Source organism: Deltaproteobacteria bacterium CG11_big_fil_rev_8_21_14_0_20_42_23, from assembly GCA_002796345.1.
Classification (GTDB): domain Bacteria; phylum UBA10199; class UBA10199; order 2-02-FULL-44-16; family 2-02-FULL-44-16; genus 1-14-0-20-42-23.
Genome location: PCXC01000007.1, coordinates 54314 through 78938, shown reverse-complemented (window position 1 = coordinate 78938; position 24625 = coordinate 54314). Strand labels below are relative to the sequence as shown.

Genomic DNA, 24625 nt, shown 5'->3' with positions numbered 1-24625 from the left:
CTACTCGAATTGCGGAAGCCATAGGCTTTGCCGGAGGAGCAACGAAAACAGGTTCGAAAAGAACAGTTGAATTAAGACGAAAACAACAAATTAAAAGATATGATCTTATCAAGTTTGAACTTGAGGGTGATCTTTCGAACAATCCCTTTCTTTTAGATAATGATATTATCCTTGTTCCCTTTGCCGAAAAGAATGTTGAGATTTTTGGCCCTGTAAAACACCCGGGAGTTTTTGAAATGGTGGGTAAAGATCGCTCATTAAGCAATCTCATAGAAATGAGCGGTGGATTTACAGCGGGAGTAGACTTGCTGGAGTCTATTAAAATTATTCGCTATATAGAGAGTAAAAAAGAAGTCTTGAGCGTTATGAATTCGGCAAGTGAACTGTCAAGATTTGAGCTTGAAAATGGTGATATTATCATCATTCCGCACGTGTTAGGCCGAGGAAGAGATTATGATTATAATGTTTCCAGTCTTCCTGCGGATAATGTTTTTTACCCTTCTTATAACAACAATGTTTATGTAGTCGGTGCCGTGGCTTTGCCAGGTTCGTTTGCATTCAACAGTCACTATTCTGTACAAGATTTTATGAATATGTCGGGCCCCCAAAAAGAAGCGAATAAGCATGCAGTGTATATTCTCAAGCCTGATGGAACAAGAATTCGGAGAATATTAAGTAATAAAAAATACAACGTAAGTCCTGGTGATACTATTGTTGTTCCCGAGCGAGCATTTAGAAGTGACAACTTTATCAAATGGTATTCAACCATTACGTCTAGTATCATCAGCGGATTCACGATTTATCAGCTGACGAAATAGGTTTGTTTAAAAATAATTTATTTGGCAATAACCAGCTTGTAGATTTTACTGAGGTGAGGCATGCAAGAGTGCTCTAATGATGAAATTAATCTTCTTGATTATTTAGAGGTAGTAAAAAAAAGAAAAAAAAGCATTACAATATTGGTCGCAGTTGTAACCTTGGCTACAATCGTGGCAAGTCTATTAATGCCTAAGTACTATATGGCAGAAGCTGTAATTTTACCTATTCAGAGTAGTCAAACGGACAGATTTTCTTCATTAGCCTCTTTGGTAGGAATGGGAGGGGGGGGGGTAATAAAGCCGGCGCAGCAACTTATGGTACTGCTTCAAAGTTACACATTGGCAGAGCGCATGGTGAAAAAATATAAGTTGATGCCAGAGAAAGGGCAGTCATTGCATTCTGCAGTTGTTGACCTTCTTGGGCATGTTCAATTTGAAAATGATGAGATAACGGGAGTAATAAAAATTCAAGCCGAATACAAAGATCCAAAATTTTCAGCCAAAATGGCAAATAGATACGTGGAAAGCTTACAAGATTTTATTCGTGAAAGAAGTTTTACATCTGCAAGAAAAAATAAACTCTTTGTCAAAGGACAACTTATAAAAAATAAGCGGGAGCTCCTTAATGCAGGGACAGAGCTTGGAGAGTTTTACAAAAGAGGATCATCGGTTGGATCAAAGATAGATGTTTTTGTAGGTGAGGATGATGTTAGTGTAGAAGAAGTTCCCGATCTTGGATTGGAAGTACTGGATGAAGAATTGATTGAAAACGTAGTTGAAAAAAAGAAAGACGATGGCAGTATGTACGTTCGAGGAGTTTCACAACAAGTTTACTATCAGTATTTATCAGCGCATCGTTCTTCTTTAGCCCAACTAAATGCACTGCTTGTGCAGCAGTATGAAATGGCGAAAATTGAAGAAGTTAAGGATAATTTGGCATTTCAAATTGTTGATTCTGCCCGAGTGCCTGAAAAACGGTCGAAGCCAAAACGCAAGCAGATGGTATTAGGTGCTTTTGTAGGTTCTCTTTTTTTTGGCGCAATGCTAGCGCTTCTTCTAGAATATATCAAAGAAGGAAAAATTGTAGGAGCGAGTGCTCATAGGGATACTCGCTTTGATGAAAACAGAAAAGAATCCAATCGAAACGCAAGGATGGAAACGTGAGAGATACACACACGCAGCAATATTTTGAAGAAGTAAGCACTGTGGCAAAATCAATTGACTTTGCTGCTGTTGAAAAGTTGACGTATGAGTTAGTCGCACTTCGCGAACGCGAGGGGAGAATGTTTTTATTAGGTGTTGGTGGAAGTGCAGCAAACTGTAGTCATGCGGTTAATGATTTTAGAAAACTTTGCGGCATAGAATGTTATACACCTGTTGATAATGTTTCAGAATTAACTGCTCGCACCAATGATGAAGGTTGGGATACGGTTTTTGCGATGTGGCTGAGGACGAGTAAGGCAAATGAAAATGATGCGGTATTTATCCTTTCAGTTGGTGGTGGTAATTTAGAGAAAAATGTTAGTCCTAACATCGTACATGCACTTGATGAGGCTAAATCTCGAAAAATGAAAATTTTTGGAATTGTAGGGCGTGATGGTGGCTACACAAAACAACTTGGAGATACAGTGATTGTTATTCCTACGGTTAGTGAATCTCGAATTACTCCACATTCAGAGGCATTTCAAGCAGTGGTTTGGCATTGCCTTGTTTCTCACCCCAAGTTGCAACAAATACCAACAAAATGGTAGTGTTCGAAAATAATCGATGGCACATAAAACTAATTTAAGACGGGCAGTTTTCCTAGATCGGGATGGTATTATCAATTGTGTGAAGGTATTCGAAGGTAAGCCCTATCCTCCGGCTACTTTTGATGAGTTTCATTTTCTTCCAGGTGTGGAAAGTTCGATCCGTGCTCTGCGTAAAGCTGGATTTTTGGTTATTGTGGTTACGAACCAACCTGACGTTGCAACCGGAATTCAACAACGGGAAGTGGTGGAAGTGATGCATAATAAGCTGCGTGCTTTAGATTTGTGTGATGATATTAAGACGTGTTTTCATATAGATTCAGATGAGTGTGATTGTCGAAAGCCGAAACCCGGGATGTTGATGAGAGCGGCTTATGAATGGAACATAGATCTTGATCGTAGCTTTATGGTAGGAGATAGATGGCGAGATGTAAGTGCGGGAAAGGCCGCTGGATGCTATACTTTTTTTGTCGATTATAAATATCAAGAGCAACTTGTTGATATTCCCGATGCGACGGTGAGTTCTTTAAAAGAAGCGGGCGGGCTCATTCTTCAAGAAAATTATCCGCGAAAGGAGAGATTGTTATGATTATGGAAACACCTTTAAAGGTGAAGTTGTTTGCCGACGGTGCTGATTTATCGGGAATTGAGGAGATGTATGCAAATCCTTTGATTAAAGGATTCACTACCAATCCCACACTTATGCGAAAAGCAGGTGTTAAAGACTATAAATCATTTGCAATGGAAGTGCTCAAAGTAGTATCAGACCGTCCAATTTCCTTTGAAGTCTTTGCTGATGAATTCAACGAGATGGAGCAGCAGGCGCTTGAAATTGCTTCGTGGGGAAGTAACGTTAACGTGAAGATTCCTGTTATGAATACGCGTGGAGAGTTTTCGGGGCCTTTAGTTGAAAGATTATCCAATGCTGGTGTTAAGTTGAATGTCACTGCCGTAATGACACCTGAACAAGTGAGCAGAATCGTTGATTGTTTATCAGAGAGTACTCCTGCAATTATATCAGTATTTGCTGGGCGTATTGCAGACACTGGTCGTGACCCGGTTCCTCTTATGACAAGGGCTGTTGAGATTATGAAAGCAAGGCCAAATGCTGAGTTGATCTGGGCTAGCCCGAGAGAGCTCTTGAATATTTTTCAAGCAGACTCTGTGGGATGTCATATTATCACTGCGACAAATGATATATTAAAAAAACTTTCTTCAGTTGGAAAGGACTTAGAAAAATTTTCACTGGAAACGGTAGAGATGTTTTATTGTGATGCACAGGCGTCTCAATATAAGATTAAAACAGAAGTTGCAGCTTAACATTTTGGAGGAAAAATGAAGTTTGAAAAAGTTTTAGTTACTGGAGGTGCGGGGTATGTTGGCAGTTTACTTGTTCCACAATTACTTGATGCTGGCTATAAAGTCACTGTGTACGACATTATGTATTTTGGTGATGATTTTTTACCAAAAAACAACCCTAATTTAACTCTAATTAAGGGAGATATCCGGGATACGCCACAACTTACTCAAGCCTTAAAAAATATGAATGCGGTTATCTCACTTGCTTGTATCTCTAACGATGCAAGTTTCGAACTCGATGAAAAATTGTCCACTTCAGTGAACTTACATGCTTTTGAACCTATGGTTCTTGCTGCAAAGGCTGCCGGGGTTAAACGTTTCATCTATTGTTCATCAAGTTCTGTCTATGGTGTCTCAGATTCTCCTAACGTCACTGAAGAACATCCTTTGGTACCGCTCACATTATACAATAAATATAAGGGAATGTGTGAACCGCTTCTTTTCAAACACCAATCACCTGAATTTACATGCGTTGCTATTCGTCCCGCGACGCTCTGTGGCTATGCACCGCGGCAACGGCTTGATCTGTCAGTAAACATTCTTACTAATCATGCGATGAACAATAACAAAATTACGGTGTTCGGTGGTGAACAAAAACGTCCTAATTTGCATATCCAAGATATGGTAGATCTCTATAAACTTTTGCTCAGGGTGCCAGATGAGAAAATCGCTGGACAAATTTTCAATGCAGCTATCCAGAACATGTCAATCATGGAAATTGCTCAAACTGTGAAGCATGTAGTGGAAGATCTTTTTCCTGAAAAAGGCAATATTCCAATTGAAGTTACTTCAAGTGACGATCTTAGATCTTATCATGTTAATTCTGATAAAATTAGAGGCGCATTAGATTTTCAGCCAAAGCGCACTGTTGAAGATGCGGTACGGGATTTGTGTGTAGCTTTCAAGGCTGGAAAACTTCAAAATAGTTTAAGTGACACTTTTTATTACAATGTTAAACGGTTAAAGGAGTTAAGAGCGTCATGAAAACGAAGCCAATTGCAGTAGTAACCGGTGGAGCAGGCTTTATCGGTAGTCACATGGTGGATTTGCTGATTGAAGAGGGTTTCGAAGTTCGTGTGATTGATAATCTTGTTGGAGGACGTGAGGAGAATATTGCTCATCATTCTAAAGAATCGCTTGTGTTTGAACAGCGTGATATTCGAAGCTTTGCACCAAATGATCCTCTTTTTAAAGAGGTAAAATACATATTCCATTTTGCTGGTATAGGAGATATTGTCCCGTCAATTGAACGTCCTCTTGAGTACATGTCCTCTAACGTCCAAGGCACAGTTCATATGTTGGAGTGTGCACGGTATGCAAAGGTTCAAAAATTTGTCTATGCAGCTTCATCCTCATGCTATGGCCTGGCAGATGTTCCAACGAAAGAAGATCATGCTATTTCTCCACAATATCCGTATGCATTAAGTAAATATCAAGGTGAGCAAGCATGCTTTCACTGGAATATTGTTTATAAGTTGCCTGTCAATTCAGTGAGGATTTTTAACGCTTATGGTACGCGCTCTCGTACCTCAGGTGCTTATGGTGCTGTATTTGGTGTTTTTCTCAAGCAAAAATTAGAAAAAAGACCATTCACTGTTGTGGGAGATGGAACTCAGTCACGCGATTTTCTTTATGTAACCGACGTTGTGCAAGCTTTTTATGAGGCAGCTACAACAAAGATTGTGGGAGAGCTTTACAATTTGGGAGCTGGAAATCCCCAATCTGTCAATCGCTTGGTTGAATTACTTGATGGCCCAGTAGTTTACATTCCAAAAAGACCTGGAGAACCTGATTGTACTTGGGCGGATATTACCAAGATTAAATCCCAATTAGCATGGACTCAGAAGGTGAGTTTTGAAGAGGGCGTAAAACGTATTCTCGACAATATCGAATATTGGCGCAATGCTCCCTTATGGGATTCAAAGACCATAGCCAATGCGACAAAGACGTGGTTTGAAACTTTGTCTAATCTCAGCACTTAGAACTTATGGAATTTTTGGAACCAGAAAAAGGAAGATTATTTTTCTGGATTGAATGAAGAAACTTTTCCCCTAAATTTTTGATTTATGGAAGATTGGTAGGAAGCATGGATGAAACAAGCAAAAAACTAGTAGAGCGAAAGATTAAAACTGCGGAGCAGCTTTCGAAAATCATTGGGCCGAGACCTCGTCAAAAAAAAGTGATCATGTGTCATGGAACCTTTGATGTTGTTCACCCTGGGCACGTTAGGCATCTTTTGTATGCGAAAACAAAAGGTGACATTTTGATTGCCAGTTTGACCGCAGATGAACACATTATGAAGGCGAACTCTCGTCCTTATGTTCCAGAGGATCTACGAGCGATCAATTTGGCTGCTTTAGAAGTAGTTGATTATGTAATTATTGATCGTAGACCAACTCCGCTTTACAATTTAGAATTAATCAAGCCGGACTACTTTGCAAAGGGCTACGAATATTCTAGTGGAGGAATAAATCCTAAGACTCAAGAAGAGTTGGCCGTTCTAGAAACATACGGTGGTGAAATTATTTTTACTCCAGGAGATATTGTGTATTCATCTTCTGCTCTCATTGAACTTGCTCCACCAAAAATTGCTACTGAAAAACTTTTATCCTTAATGACTGCGGAAGATATTACGTTTAGCAATCTCTATGCTACTCTTAATAAATTCGAGGGGATCAAGGTTCATGTTGTGGGCGATACTATTGTAGATAGCTATACTTATTGTGACATGATTGGCGGGATGACAAAAACTCCAACTATGAGCGTTTTATTTCAGAAGAAGGTAGATTATTCTGGAGGAGCAGCAATTATTGCAAAGCATCTTAAGGCAGCAGGTGCTGATGTGACATTTTCTACAGTGCTTGGTGAAGATGCGTTTAAGAATTATGTACTTGATGATTTAGAAAAAGCTGGGGTTAACATTTTGCCCATCGTTGATGAGACAAGGCCTACTACGAATAAGAATGCAATCATTGTAAAAGGCTATCGTTTGCTCAAAGTGGATACTTTGGATAATCGTTCAATTTCGGATAAGACGGTGAAGCGTTTGAAAGAACAAATTTCTAGTATAAAATCGGATGCTGTTGTGTTTAGTGACTTTCGTCATGGTGTTTTTAACCGACACACAATTCCAGAATTGGCAGCTGCAATTCCTGAAGGTGCTTATCGTGTTGCAGATAGCCAGGTTGCTAGTCGATGGGGCAATATACTTGAGTTCGAAGGTTTTGATCTGATTACTCCAAATGAGCGCGAAGCTCGGTTTGCATTGGGCGATCAAGATTCAGTAGTGAGACCACTTGCGCTAGAGTTGTACCGTCGCTCTAAATGTAAAACACTTATTCTTAAACTAGGTGAGCGTGGAACAATTACATATCGTTCTTCAAGAGAGCCGGGAGATTACCGAGCTTTTTTTGCTATCGATAGTTTTGTAGAGCAGGTTGTAGATGCAGTTGGAGCTGGTGATGCCATGCTTGCATATGCCACACTTGCTATGATTGCTACTAAGAACGAGGTTGTTGCATCTATACTAGGTTGTATGGCAGCAGGCGTTGAATGTGAACATGATGGAAACTGGCCTGTTATGTCGGAAGCTGTGAAAAAGAAAATTCATCGCGTAGAAACGCATACGCTTTATCGTTATGATGGAGAATAAAAAATCATGCGGGTGATTATTGTTGGTCTTGGAGTACAAGGAAATAAGCGTCGCGCGGTTGCAGGCAAAGAAGTTGTTGCTACAGTTGATCCCGTGCATCCTGAGGCAGATTATTGTTCGCTAGCTGACGTTCCGCTCAATTTGTATGATGCAGCACTCGTTTGTACGCCGGATGATGCCAAGATTGAGTTACTGACTCATTTGTTAAGTAATGGGAAACATCTCTTAGTTGAAAAACCGCTTTTTGCAACTAACAACAGCGTGCTTGAAACTTTGGCAAAAACCGCAGCTCTCAATAATGCGGTCTGTTACACTGCTTACAACCATCGCTTCGAACCGCACTTTGTGCGCATGAAACAAGTCATTGACTCTGGAAAATTAGGGAAGATCTATTGTGTTCGCATGTTCTACGGTAACGGTACTGCGCGTCTAGTGCGAGATTCAGCTTGGCGTGATCAAGGTGCAGGGGTGTTACCAGATTTAGGTTCGCATCTTCTTGACACTGTATTGTTTTGGTTTGGTAAACCATCTGCTCCATTCGAAATTTATTCCTGTAACCGTTTCGAAAACCTTTCTTTTGATCATTTTTCATTTGGTGCTAACGGAATGCCAGTTTTGCAATTGGAAATGACCTTGCTAAATTGGCGTAACCATTTCTATGCAGATGTGTTTGCTGAAAAGGGAAGTGCGCATATTCAGTCGCTTTGCAAATGGGGACCAAGTACATTTACATTGCGTGATCGTAAACTGCCAAGTGGAAGACCAGATGACGAAGCAATAACTTTAGTACAAGCAGATCCAACTTGGGAATTGGAATACCAGCACTTCAAGCGCTTGTGTACAAAGGGTGAAAGTAATATTGAAAATGATATGTGGATTAATTCCGTACTTAGCGATCTTACGCAACGTTCATTAGGACCAATTTTATGATTACATCTACTCCAATCATTGGTTATGTGGGAATGACTCACCTTGGACTTAATTCTGCTGTGGCAGCTGCAGACAAGGGTTTTGAAGTTGTGTGTTACGATCCCGATTTATCACGTGTTAGTGCGCTCAAGAAGAGTGAATTGCCAGTTGTTGAACCTGATCTCCCTGAACTACTCAAGAAGAATGTACAGCGTATCATGTTTACCGCAGACCCACGCGAATTGACTTCTTGCGGTGTAGTTTATATCGCACAGGATGTGCCAACTGATGAATTTGGTAAAAGTGATTTGTCTAAAATTGACGCTCTCATTAATCAGGTTGATATGGTGTTGCATGCAGATGTTGCGATGATTGTTCTCTGCCAAGTGCCGCCTGGTTTTACTCGCGCCCGAATGCGTTCTGGACGTACAATGTATTATCAAGTCGAGACCTTAATTTTTGGTCGTGCTATGGAGCGTGCGCGTTTTCCCGAACGCTTTATTGTTGGTTGTGCCGAACCCGATCAACCGTTGTTGTCAACATTTAGAACTTTTCTTGAAAGCTTTGACTGTCCGATTTTGCCGATGCGATATGAAAGTGCAGAGCTTGCAAAAATTTCCATCAACATGTGTTTGGTTGCGTCAGTTGGAGTAGCTAATACTATGGCTGAAGTGTGTGAACATGTGGGAGCCGACTGGTCTGAAATTGTACCAGCGCTTAAACTTGATAAACGTATTGGTCAATATTCATATCTTGCTCCAGGGCTTGGAATTTCTGGAGGCAACTTGGAGCGTGATCTCGCAACGGTACTTACGCTTTCTAAAAAACATGAAACAGATGGTGGTATTGTTTCCGCCTGGGTTGCCAACAGTGGTCACTGCAAAGACTGGGCTTGGAGAACTCTTAAAAAATATATGCTTGCACAAAATCCAGCGGCTAAAATTGCTGTACTCGGGTTAGCTTACAAGGAAGATACACATAGCACGAAAAACTCTCCATCGTTGTTACTCCTTTCTCATTTGCTAGATTATTCTGTTGTAGTTTATGATCCTGTTGTTTCTCCATCTCATGCTGGAATTTCGTTTAAGGCTGCATCGAATGCTCTAAAAGCAGTTGAAGATGCAGATGTCGTTTGCATCATGACTCCATGGGGAGAATTTAAAAAACTCCTCCCATTAGAACTTGCTAGCCAGATGCGAGGACGTTTACTTATAGATCCTTATAAGGTCATTGAGAGCAAAGCGGCGAAAAATGCTGGGTTACAGCATGTTACGCTCGGTGTTGCTCCAGAAGGAATTTAAGTCTTATGCTCAAAAATAATCTTTCATCGCAGATTTTACCTGAACGTGTTGTTATTATTGGTGCAGGTGGTTTTGTTGGAAGTGCTATTACAAAAAGTTTTCGTAGACGCAATGCGCAAGTTGTTGCTCTGGTACGCAAGGATATTGATCTCCTTGCTGAAAATGCAGTTGAGCAACTGAAACTGATGTTACGAAAAAATGATGCTCTTGTTGTGATTTCGGCTCAGGCTCCTACAAAAAATTCTGCCATGCTTATCGACAATTTACGTATGATGGCTGTGGTGTGTGACGCGTTAAGCTCAAATCCTGTGGAGCATGTTACCTATATAAGTTCTGATGCGGTTTATGCGGATGCAAGCACTCCATTAAATGAAACTTCCTGTGCACAACCAACGAGCTTGCATGGTGTTATGCATCTTGCCAGAGAAACTATGTTGGCTGATGCTTACAAGGGATCGTTGTGCATTCTTCGCCCAACTTTAATTTATGGTGCGAACGATCCACATAATGGTTATGGGCCGAATCGTTTTCGACGTCTCGCCCATCAAGGGGAAGATATTATTCTTTTTGGTGAAGGTGAAGAACGACGCGATCATGTTTATATTGATGATGTAGCAGAGATTGCCACAAAGTGCATATGTTCAAGAAGTGAAGGTGTTTTAAATATTGCAACAGGTGAGCTTATTTCATTTTGGGATCTTGCTAAGAAGGTTATTGCGATCTCTTCCAAATCTGTGGAAATAATAACTACTCCTAGAGTAGGTCTGATGCCTCATGGTGGTTATCGCGCTTTTGATGTTGCCTTGACTACCCAAGTTTTTCCGGATTTCAATTATACTCCCTTAGATATTGGTTTGGCCTTGAGCCAAAGTCAGGAGTTTCATGATGGCTGAAATTGAACTACTCAAATCATTGCCAAAAGGTAAGCGCAACGTCAAGTCCAGAGAGGCTGCAAAGACTGATGAACATATACGTATTTCGAGGGAGTATGGTGAAATGTATTTCGATGGTCCTCGCGAATATGGGTATGGTGGTTATCATTATGATGGTCGCTGGCAACCGGTAGCCAAAGACATTATCAACCATTTTGGATTGAAGCCAGGTGATCGAGTGCTCGATATTGGATGTGCTAAAGGTTTTCTTGTGAAGGATCTCTGTGCATTAGGCATTGATGCCTATGGATTGGACATCTCGTCTTACGCCTTAATGCACTGTGAACCTGAAGTTGTTGGCCGTTTGCAACTTGGTAGTGCTGATTACCTGCCATTTCCAGATGATAGCTTCACTGCAGCACTCTCAATCAATACTGTACATAATCTTGACCGTGCCGATTGTGTCAAAGCCATCCACGAAATGCAACGGGTTGCACCTCGGCATGGTTATGTTCAAGTGGACGCATATCGTACGGAAAGAGAAAAGGAAGTTTTTCTTGACTGGGTACTTACAGCAAAAACACATGGAACTCCCGAACAATGGATACAATTATTGAAGGAAGCTGATTATAGAGGAGACTACTATTGGACTATTCTTGAGGTGGATCCTGAGTGGACGACATGGGACGAAACGAAATTTCGTTGAGGTTTTTTTGTGACAAATAAAATTATTGTTGTCGGAAAAAATAGTTATATAGGAAGCTATTTAACTGAATCTCTTCGAACAAGAGACTGTGAAGTTGTTTTGCTTTCTTCAAAAGATTGTGATTTTCGAAATTTAAAGGAAGTGAATGCGTTCTTTAGTACTCTAAGTGGTCATTCCGTGACAATTGTATTCTTAGCTGTCATTAAGAAGGATGACTCGAATAATTATCAATCATACTTAAATAATATTTCTTTAGTAAACAATCTGATTCAAGCAGGAGTAAGTAAAAATATTCGTTCAATTGTTTATCTGAGTTCAGTAGATGTCTACGGAAATAAACCGATACTCCCCATATCTGAGCAAACAAAAATCGAGCCAGACACTTGGTACGGACTTGCAAAGTATACTTGCGAATGGATACTTACTTCTACTGAACTATTGAATTGCCCAATTGCTATTCTAAGGATACCAGGAATTTTTGGAAATGCTTGCAATGATAAGAGTGTGATTGGAAAGATGATTTCTAATTCTATAACAGATGCGCGTATTGAAATAACTGGGAATGAAAAAAATTTGAGAGATTATGTTTGTGTTGATGATGTGTGTGCATTGATATGGTTATGTATTTGCAAGCAGTACCATGGTTTAGTCAATGTTGCCTCAGGGAAAAGTCGATCAATTTTAGACATTGCAAAATGTATAAAGCTGGTGTTGAACCTCGATGCTGAAATCGTTGTGAAATCTAGTAATAACAATCGAACTTTTGATCTTGTATTTGATAATAGTAAATTAATTTCAAGCTTTCCAGAATTTCGTTTTACAGAATTGGAAACTGCAATAAAGAGCTATAGGTAGTTCTTTGTTGTTAAAATTACTCAAAACGTATGTAGCTCCATACAAATATTTTTTGAGATGGATAAAGCCAAAGGTATGGATTTAAATAACAAGGAGGTTGGTTTGAATAATTTATCAACAATTCAGCGGGAACATCTGTTGCCAATGTATCGTAAAATGCTCAGAATTCGAATGATCGAAGAGGGTATAGTTGAACGTTATGCAGAGCAGGAAATGCGTTGTCCTGTTCATCTTTCCATTGGTCAAGAAGCAGCGGCAGTTGGTGTATGTCATAATCTAAAACATACAGACCGAGTATTTAGTACTCATCGTTGTCATGCACATTATCTTGCGATGGATGGAAATCTAAAGGCTATGTTAGCAGAGATTTATGGTAAGGCTGAAGGTTGTATGGGAGGGCGTGGAGGTTCTATGCATCTTGCTGATCATGCCAAAGGTCTTATTGCGAGCGTGCCAATTGTTGGGAGTTCCATTCCTCTTGCAGTTGGAACAGCTCTTTCAGATCATATTGATGGAAACCAGAATGTGAGTGTTGCTTTTTTTGGTGATGGTTCCGTTGAAGAGGGTGTTTTTCATGAAAGTGCCAACTTTGCAAGCTTGCATAAGTTACCAGTACTCTTTGTTTGTGAGAATAATTTTTTTTCAGTGTACACACCGTTAAAAGATCGACAGCCACCACGAAAGCTTGTTGATCTTGCTCTTGCCCATGGGATGAAGTTTGCGTCCGCTGATGGCAATGATGTGAGTGCTGTTTTCAATGCAAGCCGAGAAGCAGTGTTGCACGCACGAAATGGTAATGGTCCAACTTTTTTGTTATTTGACACCTATAGATGGCGCGCACATTGCGGTACTGATTTTGATAATAACATTGGATATCGTGATGAGGCAGAATTTCAAGAATGGCGTTTGCGTTGTCCAATTGATAATTGCAAAGTAAAGCTACAGGACCTTAACTTGTTATCAGCTGAGTATGAAGAATCTTTGGTACTTGAATTCAAAAAAGAAATTGATAGTGCATTTGAATTCGCGAAATCTGCACCATTGCCAGAATCGTCTCAGGCTCAGACTCACGTATATGTTTGAATGTAGAGTTAAAGAAAAAATAATATTGTTTATTGAATTTTGAAGGAGGGCTGTTTCGGATGACAGAACAAAAACGAATAATGAGTTTTGGCAATGCTATCAGAGAGGGGCTAACTGAAGCTGCTGTGCGTGATGCTTCTGTCTTATTCATGGCTGAAGGACTAACTGATCCATCATCTGTATTTGGTACCACGGCAGATATTGGAAAACATATTGATTCTAAGCGCATGATTGAAATGCCATTATCAGAAAACGGATTATGTGGTGTGGCTATTGGTTCGGCGATGATGGGAAAACGGCCTGTAATCAGCTTTCATCGAGTAGAGTTTGCATTGTTGGCGATAGAACAAATTGTGAACAATGCGGCAAAGGCTCATTATGTGAGCAATGGGAAACATAAAGTCCCCATGGTTATTCGCTTGATAGTGGGGCGCGGCTGGGGGCAAGGACCCGAACATTCCCAAAGTATCGAAGCAATATTTTCTCATTTTCCAGGCCTAAAAGTAATCATGCCGACCTATCCAGATGATGCAAAAGGGTTGATCATTGCAGCCGTGGAAGATGAAAATCCAGTAATTGTTATTGAACATCGTTGGTGTCATTACGTGAATGGGCATGTTCCGGAAGGATATTATGTAGAGCCTATAGATGGGCCTCGAAAGGTGCATCCTGGTAAGGATTTAACTATTGTAGCCACGTCATACATGACCTTGGAGGCCGTACGTGCAGCCAAAGCGCTTGAAACTCTGGGATATTCAGCATCCGTCTTTGATCTGCGCGTATTACGACCGCTTAAGCTTGACAGAATATTTGAATCTGTACAACAGACGGGACGTTTGCTGACAATAGATACTGGATTCAAACAATATGGTGTTGGTTCTGAGATTGTTTCGAGTGTTGTGGACCATTGTTTTTCAGAACTCAAAGTTGCTCCAATGAGGATGGGACTTCCAGATCATCCTACACCAAGTTCGCGGGGACTTATTCAAAACTTCTATCCAGACTCAATTTCCATATTACGTAACATACAACACATGTTGGGGCTTGATAAATCCGATATCGAAGCTGTGATAAGTGAACTGATTGTCCAGCGTGGGGGACTCGCGATTGATGTGCCGGATGCTTTTTTTAAGGGGCCGTTTTAATTCCTTTTTTCTAAAAAAGAATGCAGGAAGAACATGAAGGTATACTGGTTTTACAAAAAATTGGATACAAGTTGTGGATGATGGGGTGTCGGCTGTGCTGCTCTTGCGTCATGATGGGGCTGCATTATTACAACATCGGGATGAAAAAGTAGGTCTTCGAAATGCGGGTATGTGGGTTCCTCCAGGGGGTCACTCCGAGCCAGGTGAAACAGCAATTGACTGTGCGCGTCGGGAGCTGCGTGAGGAAACGGGGTATGATGCAGTTGATTTACAGTTTTTGATGTCTTTTGAAGATGTAGTCGAAGGTTGGGCTCAGTATACACTTACGTTTTTTTGGTGTTGGTATGATGGAATTCAATCAGTTGCTTGTTACGAAGGACAAGCATTGGCTTTTATCGAACGCTCCAATGCTGTGAATTATCCGATTCCGGAGTATCTTATTAAAACCTGGGATGCAGCCTTTTTAACTGCAAGCTCAATTACGAGAGGAGAAAGTTCATTACTATGACAAGCTATACTATATCCTATTCCGCTTTGTCTACAGAAGTTGCCCAACATAAAGCTGAACTTATGTCTGCTGTGGAAGGGGTTCTTGACAGTGGACGTTACATACTAGGACCTGAGGTGGAAGGCTTTGAACATGAATTTGCGGAATATTGCCAAGCGAAATTTGCATTTGGAGTTTCTAATGGAACTTCTGCTTTGCACTTGGTTCTCAGGGGAATTGGTCTTGTTCCCGGTGATGAGGTTATCACTGTTCCAAACTCATTTATTGCAACGGTTTCGCCTATTGCACTTGCTGGTGCTAAACCAGTTTTTGTAGATATAGGTGACGATGGAAATATGGATCCACAGCGTTTGGAAGATGCTATTACAGATCGTACTCGTGCTATTATCCCAGTTCATCTGACGGGTCGACCAGCAAAGATGAATGACATTCTTGCGATAGCGCAAAAACGAAATCTTTTTGTATTGGAAGATGCGGCTCAGGCTGTGGGCGCATCGCTCGATGGCAAACGCGTTGGAAGTTGGGGGCATGCTGCATGTTTCAGTTTACACCCACTCAAAAACCTACACGCATTTGGTGATGGAGGAATGATTACGAGTCAAGATCCTGATCTGATCGCCTTGCTGCCAAGACTTCGCAATCATGGATTGGCAAATCGAGAACAATGTGATTTTTGGAGTTTTAATAGTAGATTGGATTCGATGCATGCCGCAATGCTTCGCATACAATTGCGATATCTCGATGAATGGACAGAAGCAAGGCGAAAACTGGCTTTCCGCTATAATGATCTCTTGCATCCCTATGTTGAGGTTCCAAATGAAGGCCTTGGTGAACGGTGTGTTTTCCAAACGTATGTGATAAAAGCGGAAAGACGTAATGAACTTAAACAATATTTAAATGAACATGGAGTTGAAGCTCTGATACATTATGAGACACCGATTCATTTGCAACCTGCAGCAAAAAGTTTAGGATACTCAGCATCTGATTTCCCCAAAACTATGAAACATGTAAGCAAAATATTGAGTCTTCCTTTGCATTCAAATTTATCTGAAACTCAGCAAGATCGCGTTGTTGAATTAATTTCTAACTTTTACACATAAGCGAAGGTGAATATGAAAGTGCAATACTCTTATCTTAAAGAACAATTTTCAAATCCGATGGAGGTCTACTTCGAAGACCTTCGTCCATTGATAGCTTCGGGTGAGTTTACCTTTGGACCTTTTGTAGAAGCATTTGAAAAAAAGTTTGCTTCATATATTGGTGCGAAACATGTGATAGGTACCTCAAATGGAACGGATGCATTAATCCTTTCTCTTAAATCATTGGGGCTCAAAGCGGGTGACGAAGTTATCACAGTTCCCAATACGTTCTATGCGACAGTAGGTTCAATTGTTGCTATTGGTGCATGTCCTGTTTTTGTTGATTGTAATGAACGTTATCAAATTGATGCTGAAAAGATTGAAGCAGCAATTTCTTCAAAGACAAAGGCGATTCTTCCCGTTCATTGGGCTGGATGCTCTCCTGATATCGAAGCAGTTTTGGACATTGCACAAAAATATGGTTTGGACGTCGTTGAAGATGCTTGTCCAGCAACCGGAGCCACAATAAATGGGAAATTTGCTGGGACGTTTGGAAAGGTGAACGCATTTAGTATGCATCCCTTAAAACCTCTTAACGTGATGGGAGATGGTGGACTTATTGCAACCAATGATGACAGTGTTGCTGAGTTTATTCGCATCTATCAAAACCATGGTATGGTTGACAGAGATCACAACTCCATGTGGGGAATTAATTCACGCCTGCAGCCTATCCAGGCTGTGATTGCCAGCCGCGTATTAGATGAAATTGAAGATTCAATTAGGGCTCGTAATAGAAACGCTTCTCGATTGGATGAAGGATTGAAACAATTAGAGGGGAGAATTCAGGTTCCTCTTCGGCCGCAAACAAACCGTGAAGTGTATCAACTCTACCAAATTGGAGCTAAGAGACGAGAAGAGCTTCTTCCTTACCTCATCTCTAAGGGGATAGAGGCAAAAATTCATTATCCCGTTCCTCTTCACTTGCAAAAGGCTGCAGAAGAGCTTGGTTATAAAACTGGAGATTTTCCTGTTTGTGAACGGCAAGCGGGAGAGATTGTTACATTACCTGCACACCAATATATTACTGAGGAACAAGTTGACTATATGGTGTCAGTTATGTGCGAATTTTACAGTTAATTTGTAATGGATTTAGCGTTGAATGGATGATGCTTAACGAGATCATTAAGTTATGAAATTTTTGAACTTTATATTGATATTGCACCAATATAAAAAAAGTTATCATGGTGGACAGAAAATGTTGTTGCGCAAATTATACCAAATACTTCAATTTCTTTTTGTTTTGCCTCTGACCTTACCATTTTTTCTTTTCATGCGTCTTTTTCGGCGCTGGTTACTTATCAGAATAATGCCATTGTACAGTTCCAGAATTGGGCATATTGCGCTTAACACAGAAGTACATCTTTGTGAGCGTGATGCGGGAATTAATGTCCCAAAAGAATGTCATATAAACTTGTATTATCATGCCTATAAGCCAGCCAACAAACAGTTGGCACTTATGTTGGGGCGCTGTTTGAGGGTTTGGCCATCTTGGTTATTGAGGCCAGTCTTTATACTGAACAGCTTTTTTCCGGGGGGATTAATTCACGAGATCGGAGAAAATACTTCTTATGATCGGGATGTATATAATCTGTACGAACGCATTCCTCCACATCTTAGTTTTACAGCGAAAGAAGAACTTCGTGGGAAAGAAGGTTTGCGAATAATGGGCATTCCTTCAGATGCTGAATTCATTTGTTTGATTGCCAGGGATAGTGCGTATTTAAATACAGAACTTCCTGGTCAATGGGATTATCACGATTATCGGGATGTTGATGTTCAGAATTATGTTTTGGCGGCAGAAGCACTTGCAAATCTTGGCTACTATGTGATTCGCATGGGCGCAGTAGTTAAAGAACCTATTCACTCGAGTCATCCAAAAGTAATTGATTATGCCACCAATGGAATGCGGGATGATTTTATGGATGTTTACCTTGGTGCAAAGTGCTTGTTTTGTATTAGTGTCGGTACTGGTTTTGATGCAATCCCTCAGGTGTTTAGAAGACCAATAGCCTATGTAAACATGGTGCCTATTGGATATTTTGCAACTTTTCTAAAAAACACTGTGGGGATATGTAAAAAATATAAATTAGTATCAGAGCAGCGATTTCTTACTTTCAAAGAAATATTTAGCCGTGGAGTTGGTTTTTTTGGAACAACTTCTGACTATCAAGCTCAAGGTATTGAGGTCATTGAAAACACGCCCGAGGAAATTAAATCACTTGTGATTGAAATGCTAGAGCGCTTGAAAGGTGTCTGGAAACCTGAACAAAATGATGATGATTTGCAACGGCGTTTTTGGAAAATTTTTCCAGTGGATGCTAAGGATGGGTGCAGGCCGCTTCATGGAAAAATTTGTGCTCGTTATGGTGCCCAATTTCTACGTGAAAAACAGGATTGGTTAGAGTGATTTGAATGAGAGGACATAAGATTGACGAGACGATCTAGTATTGTTGCTATTTTCAGGGAATTCATGACGAGTTACCCTCGACACTTTGTCGTGTTGTTTCTCATTTTGGTGGTCGAAGGGATTGTTGCGGCAGCGGCAGTTCTTGCCATGGTGCCTCTGGCCGATTTTCTGTTAGACCCAACTCTTGCAGCACCCAGTCGACTAACTCAAGTGTTGTTAGGAGTCATGGGGCCTTTGAATATACACCCAAGCTTTTGGTTTTTTGGACTGTTGTTTGTCTTGTCTAATCTGATCATGGGCTTACTGAGTGTTGTTGCGAGATATTTCATTTTACATATAAAGTATGCTGTAGTTCGAGGCCTGTATGGTGGTGCATTAACTACCTTTTTGAAAGCGCGCTGGGAATTCTTCAGTGGGACAGACCAAGGAAGATTATTGAATACTCTTAATAAAGAGCTTCAAAACATTGGTGATACCCTGGGGCACATGGCTACACAGCTTGCGAGAGTAGTACAGCTTTGTATCTATTTTTCTGTTCCATTATGGCTAAATGCAACAATGACGCTTACGGCTTTGGGTATAGCACTCTTGTTGGGCTTGCCTTTTTTCTTATTACAAAAAGTGGGATATCGTCTGGGACAGCAGAATACTGAAACTGCCAATGTGATGATGGGAGCGATAACTGAAATTTTGTCGGCAGCTCGACTTATTTTGGGATTTGGCCGTCAAGCACAGTCTAGAAAGCGTTTTTTGCAGGTCTTTGATCAACATGTTCATGTTACATTACGTTCTCAAACTTTGGAGACTGGTGTAGGGTTGCTCTATCAGCCCATAGGAATCTTATCTGCAATTGTTGCCTTAGGAGTAGCGCTCCATCTTGGAAGCCCCATTGCTGAAATGGCAGCCTTACTTTGGAGTCTTCTTCGAGCATTGCCCATCTTGGGACAGTTGATGTCTTCCAGTGTGAGTATAAATACATTTCTCCCAAGTTATGAACAGTTGGTTTCGCTTCGAGAGCAAGCGAAAAGTCTTGAAGAAGTTGAAGGGGATAGGCTTTTCACTCGACTAAAAAGTGGATTGGAATTGAAGAATGTAACGTTTATCTACCCGGGCCGTCAGAAAACATTACAAGATGTCAATTTGACAATTCGTAAAGGGAAGATGACTGCTTTAGTTGGTGAGTCTGGATCTGGAAAATCTACCATTACTGATCTTGTGCTAGGTTTGCAGATTCCAAAACAAGGTGAAGTTTTATTAGATGGAATTCCTTTTAGTGAGTGGAAGCAAAATAGCTTTCGTGAGCGTGTAGGATATGTGCCACAAGAGCCTTTACTGTTTCACACATCAATCCGTGATAATTTGTTGTGGTCTTACCCTGAAGGAAGTGAAGATGATTTATGGAAAGCTTGTCGTATGGCGAATGCAGAAACTTTTGTGAAGGAATTACCTCAGGGTATTGATACCATAGTCGGTGATCGTGGGGCGCGTTTATCAGGTGGACAAAGACAGCGCATTGCACTGGCTCGAGCACTTCTTCTTAAGCCCGAGTTGTTGATTTTGGATGAAGCCACCAGTGCTCTCGATTCTGAATCAGAACGATTGATCCAAGAATCTATTGATGCATTGGCAAAAAATACAACGGTACTCATTATTGCTCATCGTTTATCAACTATTGCGAAAGCGGATTATGTTTATGTTTTACGAGAGGGACATGTTATTGAAGAGGGCAGCTATGTTGACCTACGCCAGAAAACAATTGGAATTTTTTCTCAAATGATTCAAGTGCAACAAAACATAGTAATAGAAGAAGTTTTAACTTAACTAAACGAATGATTGAAACATTTCCCCCCTGGTAAGTTAAGTGAAGTATTAATAGTATACGGAACTGTTAAAACAAAAATCTAAAGGAAGTGCTATGAGTATTAGTCGGGTATTAATTATTTCTCCTGCGTTTAATGAATCAAAAATGTTGCCCGACTTTGTTGCTGCTTTTTTAAGATTACGTGCGACCATTAGTGAACATACTGATCTTCGTCTTCTTGTTATCGATGATGGTTCAATTGATAATACGAGCTCTCTTCTTAATGACTTTTCAACGAAACATGTAGATTGTATTTCTTATATTTCCTTTACAGCTAATTTTGGACATCAAGCAGCTCTTGTTGCTGGATTGATGAATGCCGGAAAGTGGCCACAGGCAATTATTACTATGGATTGTGACCTAGAGCATCCCATCGAACTGGTTCCTTCTCTCATTGAAAAATGGAGAAACGAGAAATGCCTTTTGGTAAATACAATTAGGAAACCAGCTGCGGGTTTAGGTTATTTAAAAAAGACTCTTTCAAAAATATTCTATCGCCTTACTGCTAAGATGACGGGATTATCTCTTGTTCCTGGCCAAGCAGATTTTAGATTGTGGGATGCTGGCGCAATTCATTCGCTCTATCAATATTTACCCCATGTTGGTTCGCTCCGTGTTTTCGCCTCATGGTTACCTTGTAAGAAAGGTTCCTTGTCCTATGAACAACATCTGCAAAAAGGAAGAAAGAGTCGCTTTACCTTCGCTAAGAATGTGGAATTAGCAATCATGAGCATTATCAGATTTTCAAGTCTTCCGTTGAAGAGCATTACCTTTTTGGGAACCGTTGGGCTTGCTTTTTCCTTTTTTTATGTGATTTTTATTCTTATCTCGAGAGCTTCAAATGATGTTTTGATGCAGGGATGGACAAGTTTGATTTTAACCGTGATCATCATGAGTTGTCTTCAGCTTATTTGTTTGGGTATACTTGCCAGTTATTTTCGTCGCTTAGTATTTTCAAAAGATCTACCTCTGTTCATAATTCAAAAAAATAGTAATAATTCCTGGGAGAAATAATGGCTGTTTGCAACCTTTGCGGAACTGAAGTTGATGATAGACAGAGTTGTCTCTATGTTAAGGATACTTATCCAGTTCTTCGTTGTTCGACCTGTGGACTCATTTTTCGAGGTACGATTCCTGACAATAAAGAATTGGATTTAATCTACTCAGACTCATATTTTTTTAGTGAACTTGGTGATACTCAGGGTCAAGGTTATCAAGATTATCAAAAAGATGAACGATTTTTGCGCTCAAACTTTCGTCGTCGCTTAGGCCGTATTGGTCAACATTGTAATGGTGTAGGTCGCTTACTTGATGTTGGAAGTGCTTCAGGTTTTTTTATGGATGAGGCACGTCAACTTGGTTGGACGGTGAGAGGTGTTGAATATTCATCCACTATGGCTCAATTGGCTCAAAAAAAACTTGGGTTAGATGTTTGGGTTGGTAAGTTTCAAGATTTTGATGATCAGCCAATGACTTATGATGTCATTACCATGTGGGATTACATCGAACACTCAGTTGATCCAGCTCACGATTTTAAATCTATACAGCGCATGCTTAAACCAGGTGGGCTTATAGTTGCGAGCACGGGAAATATTAACTCCATAATGTCCAAGCTGAGTGGACGTAATTGGCATTTGATGACTCCGCGTCATCATGTTTTTTATTTCTCCCCCGAAGTTATTCGTGCCTACTTGGAAAAAGAGGGCTTTGAAGTGTTGAAAATTGCTTATCATTCGGAGGTGTATTCTCTTTCCTATATTAGTTACAAGCTCTTTACAATTTTTCCATGGCGTCTTGTACGAAGGGGGGCAAATGCACTTGATCGATCGCCACTATCTCAATTAAATATCCCCCTTAATCTTTTTGATATCATGACAGTTTATGCCAGAAAAAAAGCTTAGAAATATAATTGCATCTTTAAATTTCTTAGCAATGTGTGGAGTTTGATATGAAATATAATTATGCAATTCACATAATACGGAATACTGATGAGTTCGTTGCAAGTATTGCTGAAATCTGTGTTGTGGAAAAAGGTGCCACTCCCCAGGAGGCTCTCTTACGTGCTTTGCAAGCCGAGGAAAATGTTCTACTAACTTATGAGAAACAAAAAATTTCTTTACCACCGCCAGCTCATCGCTTTGATCCACTTCCAAAAGTGACTCGATGGATCACAAAATATTTTCCATTTTTTGCAAAAGTGTTCGTTGGATATCTTTTTGTTGTATGTCTGACCTCAATGCTTTTGCTGATTGCGTTTCCATCTGTGCAATCCAGAGTGGAAACTTATATCCTTGGCGGAAAAGCTGGTACTCATAGTGAAAAAGTTTTGTCAAAATTAGGAATTTCTCTTTGTTTGGAAAAATAATAAAATCGAATATACTATCATGGAAATCAATACCTTATTTGTTATTGATTCCAGTTCTGTTAGTTGCTCTCCTCCCAGGGGCGAATTTGTTGGGCCTGTGGGAAAGTCTTACTTTCTATCATACCTTTGGACCTGTTGATGTGCCACTAAGTTTTCTTATTGCACCTAGGGCGAATATTGGAGGACAAGGATATGCATCGCTTGAGATAGCGAGACTCATTATTCACGCTTTTCATTTACCATTGAACTTTTTGACATTTCGAATTCCATCCTTTTTTTTTGGGTTTGTATCGTTACTGCTTTTTTTTAGAATCTGTAGAAGATGGTTTGGACCTTGGCCTGCAATTGGAGCCACAGCACTTTTGGCTGGAAATCAGATGTTTTTTCAGTACGAACATATGATGATCGTTGTGGCTGTGAGTGGTGCCGCGCTTCTTTTTGTAGTTGAGCGATTGCAGGCTCTCGAGATTCAATATTGGAATTTGAAAACGTGGATTGGACTTGCTTTTGCGATGGCATTTGTTTCGCTTCATTATGGTCCTGCGCGTATTTTTGCAGTTATGTTGGTGGCTATCTGGTTTGTAAGTGTATATTGGCGACTCAAAAAAAATCCCGGAAGTGATACTATATGGCGCGGTGTCTGGGTATTAGGCGGATATTCAGTTGTAATCTCCTTGTTCTTATTAGCTCTACTTGACTACAGAAATTTAATTTCAGTTTTACGATTTTCTTCCTTTCTTTTTCCAAAGAATGCAGAGACCATGACGCTCACAGCTATTTCGGCGGGCGGACCTGGGTTTGTAACAATGCTCAAGACCAACATAGCAATATTTGTAGAATCGATATTTGGTTTTATTGGGAATTTTCATTCTCCTTTTTCATCCTATATTCTTGCTGATTTTCGTTATCCCTTACTGAATTGGTTTGTTGTTCCCTTTGCGATTCTAGGTTTAGTTGTGACTCTAGCTTCTCTAAGACGTAGAGGAATATTATTTACCAAGCCTTGGGCGAGTCTCTTGGTAATATTGGCTGTATTTTCGATACCACTTCTTTCATCAAGTGTGGTGAATAATTCCAGCGGTTTTCTTGCAACATTAAGCGACCATAGAATGTATTTTTGTTTATTCCCATTGCATATGCTTGTAGCAGCATTTCTGTATTGGCTTGCGAACTTCAATATTGGACGGATTGGGAAGTATGCCAAATGTGCTGGAGCGCTCTGCATCATTGTAGTATTTAGCGGCCTTGTGTTTAACTTGCTTGAAGAGCATTCACGATTTAGAAGCCAAGTGTTTGCGTCGAGTTGGGAAAAGCATGGACCAGAAACAGAAAAAAACTGGACTGACCGCGCGAAAAATGTTGATCGCCATGGCTATCTTTTCGTGAGCCATTTTCAGCAACACGCTCAATACGCAAACGTTGCCAGACAAATTGCAGATAAACTTCAAACTCAAAGTAAAGATCATAAAAGTGGATCTCGACGAATTATTTTTGTCGATGTAAATAAATTTTCGGAAGCACCAATAACGCCGATAGGATTAGATTATATTACGAACAGAAACTATCATTCAATTTTTTTGACGCTTTATGCTGGGCAAGAAGGTGTTCAGTTAAATCCTGTTGTAATGGTTGCTCGTGATAGAAGCCCGATTAGCCCCAACCTCATGAGTGGTTTGGCTTACAAAGGCAAAGTAAGAGAATATTCTGCGCTGACAGAACTAAATGAAAAGGGAATGCTCACCTATAAGAAAAATGTGGATATTGTTCCTGTAATTCTTGATCTGACTGGCATTTCTTCACCAGATATTCTCGTGACAACTTCTCAGGAAGAAGTTGGCGTGAGACAGTTGTTGAAAGAAAAACAGATCTCATTTGAATATATCAGAATATAAATTCG

The 24625-nt window shown here is 40.3% G+C and carries 24 protein-coding genes and 1 pseudogene (1 of these 25 only partly in view); all 25 read left to right on the top strand.

The features are described from left to right. Positions 1–24: pseudogene (locus COV43_00925) on the top strand (hypothetical protein); it begins 222 nt to the left of the window's first position. Positions 25–236: 212 nt separating this feature from the next. Then, complete coding sequence (locus tag COV43_00920; protein ID PIR26688.1) at positions 237–818, top strand: hypothetical protein; 582 nt, start codon at positions 237–239, stop codon at positions 816–818. A gap of 60 nt (positions 819–878) precedes the next feature. Then, on the top strand, positions 879–1982 hold the full coding sequence (locus tag COV43_00915) for a hypothetical protein (protein ID PIR26687.1): 1104 nt from the start codon (positions 879–881) through the stop codon (positions 1980–1982). Continuing rightward, a complete protein-coding gene (locus COV43_00910) occupies positions 1979–2569 on the top strand; it encodes a sugar isomerase (GenBank protein PIR26686.1) in 591 nt (196 codons plus the stop codon). The genes COV43_00915 and COV43_00910 overlap by 4 nt, the downstream gene beginning before the upstream one ends. 16 nt (positions 2570–2585) lie before the next feature. Continuing rightward, a complete protein-coding gene (locus COV43_00905; protein ID PIR26685.1) occupies positions 2586–3155 on the top strand; it encodes a D,D-heptose 1,7-bisphosphate phosphatase in 570 nt (189 codons plus the stop codon). Then, positions 3152–3886: a transaldolase gene (locus tag COV43_00900; protein PIR26684.1), complete on the top strand. Its 735-nt coding sequence runs from the start codon at positions 3152–3154 to the stop codon at positions 3884–3886. Before COV43_00905 ends, COV43_00900 begins: the two co-directional genes overlap by 4 nt. 15 nt (positions 3887–3901) lie before the next feature. Then, a complete protein-coding gene (locus COV43_00895) occupies positions 3902–4909 on the top strand; it encodes a UDP-glucose 4-epimerase (GenBank protein PIR26683.1) in 1008 nt (335 codons plus the stop codon). Then, the gene (locus COV43_00890; GenBank protein PIR26682.1) at positions 4906–5907 is read left to right on the top strand and encodes an NAD-dependent dehydratase; all 1002 of its coding nucleotides are present in this window, start codon (positions 4906–4908) and stop codon (positions 5905–5907) included. The genes COV43_00895 and COV43_00890 overlap by 4 nt, the downstream gene beginning before the upstream one ends. Positions 5908–6011: 104 nt before the next feature. Continuing rightward, the gene (locus COV43_00885) at positions 6012–7577 is read left to right on the top strand and encodes an ADP-heptose synthase (protein ID PIR26681.1); all 1566 of its coding nucleotides are present in this window, start codon (positions 6012–6014) and stop codon (positions 7575–7577) included. Positions 7578–7583: 6 nt separating this feature from the next. Then, on the top strand, positions 7584–8507 hold the full coding sequence (locus tag COV43_00880; protein PIR26680.1) for an oxidoreductase: 924 nt from the start codon (positions 7584–7586) through the stop codon (positions 8505–8507). After that, the gene (locus COV43_00875) at positions 8504–9787 is read left to right on the top strand and encodes a GDP-mannose dehydrogenase (GenBank protein PIR26679.1); all 1284 of its coding nucleotides are present in this window, start codon (positions 8504–8506) and stop codon (positions 9785–9787) included. Before COV43_00880 ends, COV43_00875 begins: the two co-directional genes overlap by 4 nt. 5 nt (positions 9788–9792) lie before the next feature. Next, positions 9793–10680 (top strand): NAD-dependent dehydratase, encoded by an 888-nt coding sequence (locus COV43_00870; protein ID PIR26678.1) that lies wholly within the window; start codon positions 9793–9795, stop codon positions 10678–10680. Then, a complete protein-coding gene (locus COV43_00865; GenBank protein ID PIR26677.1) occupies positions 10673–11365 on the top strand; it encodes a methyltransferase in 693 nt (230 codons plus the stop codon). The genes COV43_00870 and COV43_00865 overlap by 8 nt, the downstream gene beginning before the upstream one ends. Positions 11366–11374: 9 nt before the next feature. Beyond that, complete coding sequence (locus COV43_00860; protein PIR26676.1) at positions 11375–12220, top strand: hypothetical protein; 846 nt, start codon at positions 11375–11377, stop codon at positions 12218–12220. A gap of 144 nt (positions 12221–12364) precedes the next feature. Next, positions 12365–13303, top strand: coding sequence for an acetoin dehydrogenase (locus tag COV43_00855; GenBank protein PIR26675.1), 939 nt, complete (start codon positions 12365–12367; stop codon positions 13301–13303). 59 nt (positions 13304–13362) lie between these two features. Continuing rightward, on the top strand, positions 13363–14448 hold the full coding sequence (locus COV43_00850; protein PIR26674.1) for an alpha-ketoacid dehydrogenase subunit beta: 1086 nt from the start codon (positions 13363–13365) through the stop codon (positions 14446–14448). Between the two features lie 64 nt (positions 14449–14512). After that, complete coding sequence (locus COV43_00845; protein PIR26673.1) at positions 14513–14956, top strand: hypothetical protein; 444 nt, start codon at positions 14513–14515, stop codon at positions 14954–14956. Then, entirely contained in the window at positions 14953–16056 is a 1104-nt protein-coding gene (locus COV43_00840; GenBank protein ID PIR26672.1) for a cell wall biogenesis protein, read from the top strand. The genes COV43_00845 and COV43_00840 overlap by 4 nt, the downstream gene beginning before the upstream one ends. A 12-nt stretch (positions 16057–16068) precedes the next feature. Then, the gene (locus COV43_00835; protein PIR26671.1) at positions 16069–17172 is read left to right on the top strand and encodes a transcriptional regulator; all 1104 of its coding nucleotides are present in this window, start codon (positions 16069–16071) and stop codon (positions 17170–17172) included. Between the two features lie 52 nt (positions 17173–17224). Next, complete coding sequence (locus tag COV43_00830; protein PIR26670.1) at positions 17225–18502, top strand: glycosyltransferase, TIGR04372 family protein; 1278 nt, start codon at positions 17225–17227, stop codon at positions 18500–18502. A 63-nt stretch (positions 18503–18565) separates the two neighbouring features. Continuing rightward, positions 18566–20323 (top strand): ABC transporter ATP-binding protein, encoded by a 1758-nt coding sequence (locus tag COV43_00825; protein PIR26669.1) that lies wholly within the window; start codon positions 18566–18568, stop codon positions 20321–20323. 94 nt (positions 20324–20417) lie between these two features. Then, a complete protein-coding gene (locus tag COV43_00820; GenBank protein PIR26668.1) occupies positions 20418–21377 on the top strand; it encodes a hypothetical protein in 960 nt (319 codons plus the stop codon). Continuing rightward, positions 21377–22264, top strand: coding sequence for a hypothetical protein (locus tag COV43_00815; GenBank protein PIR26667.1), 888 nt, complete (start codon positions 21377–21379; stop codon positions 22262–22264). Before COV43_00820 ends, COV43_00815 begins: the two co-directional genes overlap by 1 nt. 47 nt (positions 22265–22311) lie before the next feature. Then, entirely contained in the window at positions 22312–22728 is a 417-nt protein-coding gene (locus COV43_00810; GenBank protein PIR26666.1) for a hypothetical protein, read from the top strand. Positions 22729–22814: 86 nt separating this feature from the next. Further along, complete coding sequence (locus COV43_00805; GenBank protein ID PIR26665.1) at positions 22815–24620, top strand: hypothetical protein; 1806 nt, start codon at positions 22815–22817, stop codon at positions 24618–24620. Positions 24621–24625 lie beyond the last annotated feature (5 nt).

Bases quoted from the DNA above. Each gene is read 5' to 3' on its own strand.
- COV43_00915 (PIR26687.1), top strand. From the start codon at position 879: ATGCAAGAGTGCTCTAATGATGAAATTAATCTTCTTGATTATTTAGAG.
- COV43_00875 (PIR26679.1), top strand. From the start codon at position 8,504: ATGATTACATCTACTCCAATCATTGGTTATGTGGGAATGACTCACCTT.
- COV43_00825 (PIR26669.1), top strand. From the start codon at position 18,566: ATGACGAGTTACCCTCGACACTTTGTCGTGTTGTTTCTCATTTTGGTG.
- COV43_00885 (PIR26681.1), top strand. From the start codon at position 6,012: ATGGATGAAACAAGCAAAAAACTAGTAGAGCGAAAGATTAAAACTGCG.
- COV43_00840 (PIR26672.1), top strand. From the start codon at position 14,953: ATGACAAGCTATACTATATCCTATTCCGCTTTGTCTACAGAAGTTGCC.
- COV43_00920 (PIR26688.1), top strand. From the start codon at position 237: ATGGTGGGTAAAGATCGCTCATTAAGCAATCTCATAGAAATGAGCGGT.
- COV43_00855 (PIR26675.1), top strand. From the start codon at position 12,365: ATGTATCGTAAAATGCTCAGAATTCGAATGATCGAAGAGGGTATAGTT.
- COV43_00835 (PIR26671.1), top strand. From the start codon at position 16,069: ATGAAAGTGCAATACTCTTATCTTAAAGAACAATTTTCAAATCCGATG.
- COV43_00905 (PIR26685.1), top strand. From the start codon at position 2,586: ATGGCACATAAAACTAATTTAAGACGGGCAGTTTTCCTAGATCGGGAT.
- COV43_00900 (PIR26684.1), top strand. From the start codon at position 3,152: ATGATTATGGAAACACCTTTAAAGGTGAAGTTGTTTGCCGACGGTGCT.
- COV43_00810 (PIR26666.1), top strand. From the start codon at position 22,312: ATGAAATATAATTATGCAATTCACATAATACGGAATACTGATGAGTTC.
- COV43_00815 (PIR26667.1), top strand. From the start codon at position 21,377: ATGGCTGTTTGCAACCTTTGCGGAACTGAAGTTGATGATAGACAGAGT.
- COV43_00865 (PIR26677.1), top strand. From the start codon at position 10,673: ATGGCTGAAATTGAACTACTCAAATCATTGCCAAAAGGTAAGCGCAAC.
- COV43_00820 (PIR26668.1), top strand. From the start codon at position 20,418: ATGAGTATTAGTCGGGTATTAATTATTTCTCCTGCGTTTAATGAATCA.
- COV43_00870 (PIR26678.1), top strand. From the start codon at position 9,793: ATGCTCAAAAATAATCTTTCATCGCAGATTTTACCTGAACGTGTTGTT.
- COV43_00880 (PIR26680.1), top strand. From the start codon at position 7,584: ATGCGGGTGATTATTGTTGGTCTTGGAGTACAAGGAAATAAGCGTCGC.
- COV43_00830 (PIR26670.1), top strand. From the start codon at position 17,225: ATGAAATTTTTGAACTTTATATTGATATTGCACCAATATAAAAAAAGT.
- COV43_00890 (PIR26682.1), top strand. From the start codon at position 4,906: ATGAAAACGAAGCCAATTGCAGTAGTAACCGGTGGAGCAGGCTTTATC.
- COV43_00850 (PIR26674.1), top strand. From the start codon at position 13,363: ATGACAGAACAAAAACGAATAATGAGTTTTGGCAATGCTATCAGAGAG.
- COV43_00895 (PIR26683.1), top strand. From the start codon at position 3,902: ATGAAGTTTGAAAAAGTTTTAGTTACTGGAGGTGCGGGGTATGTTGGC.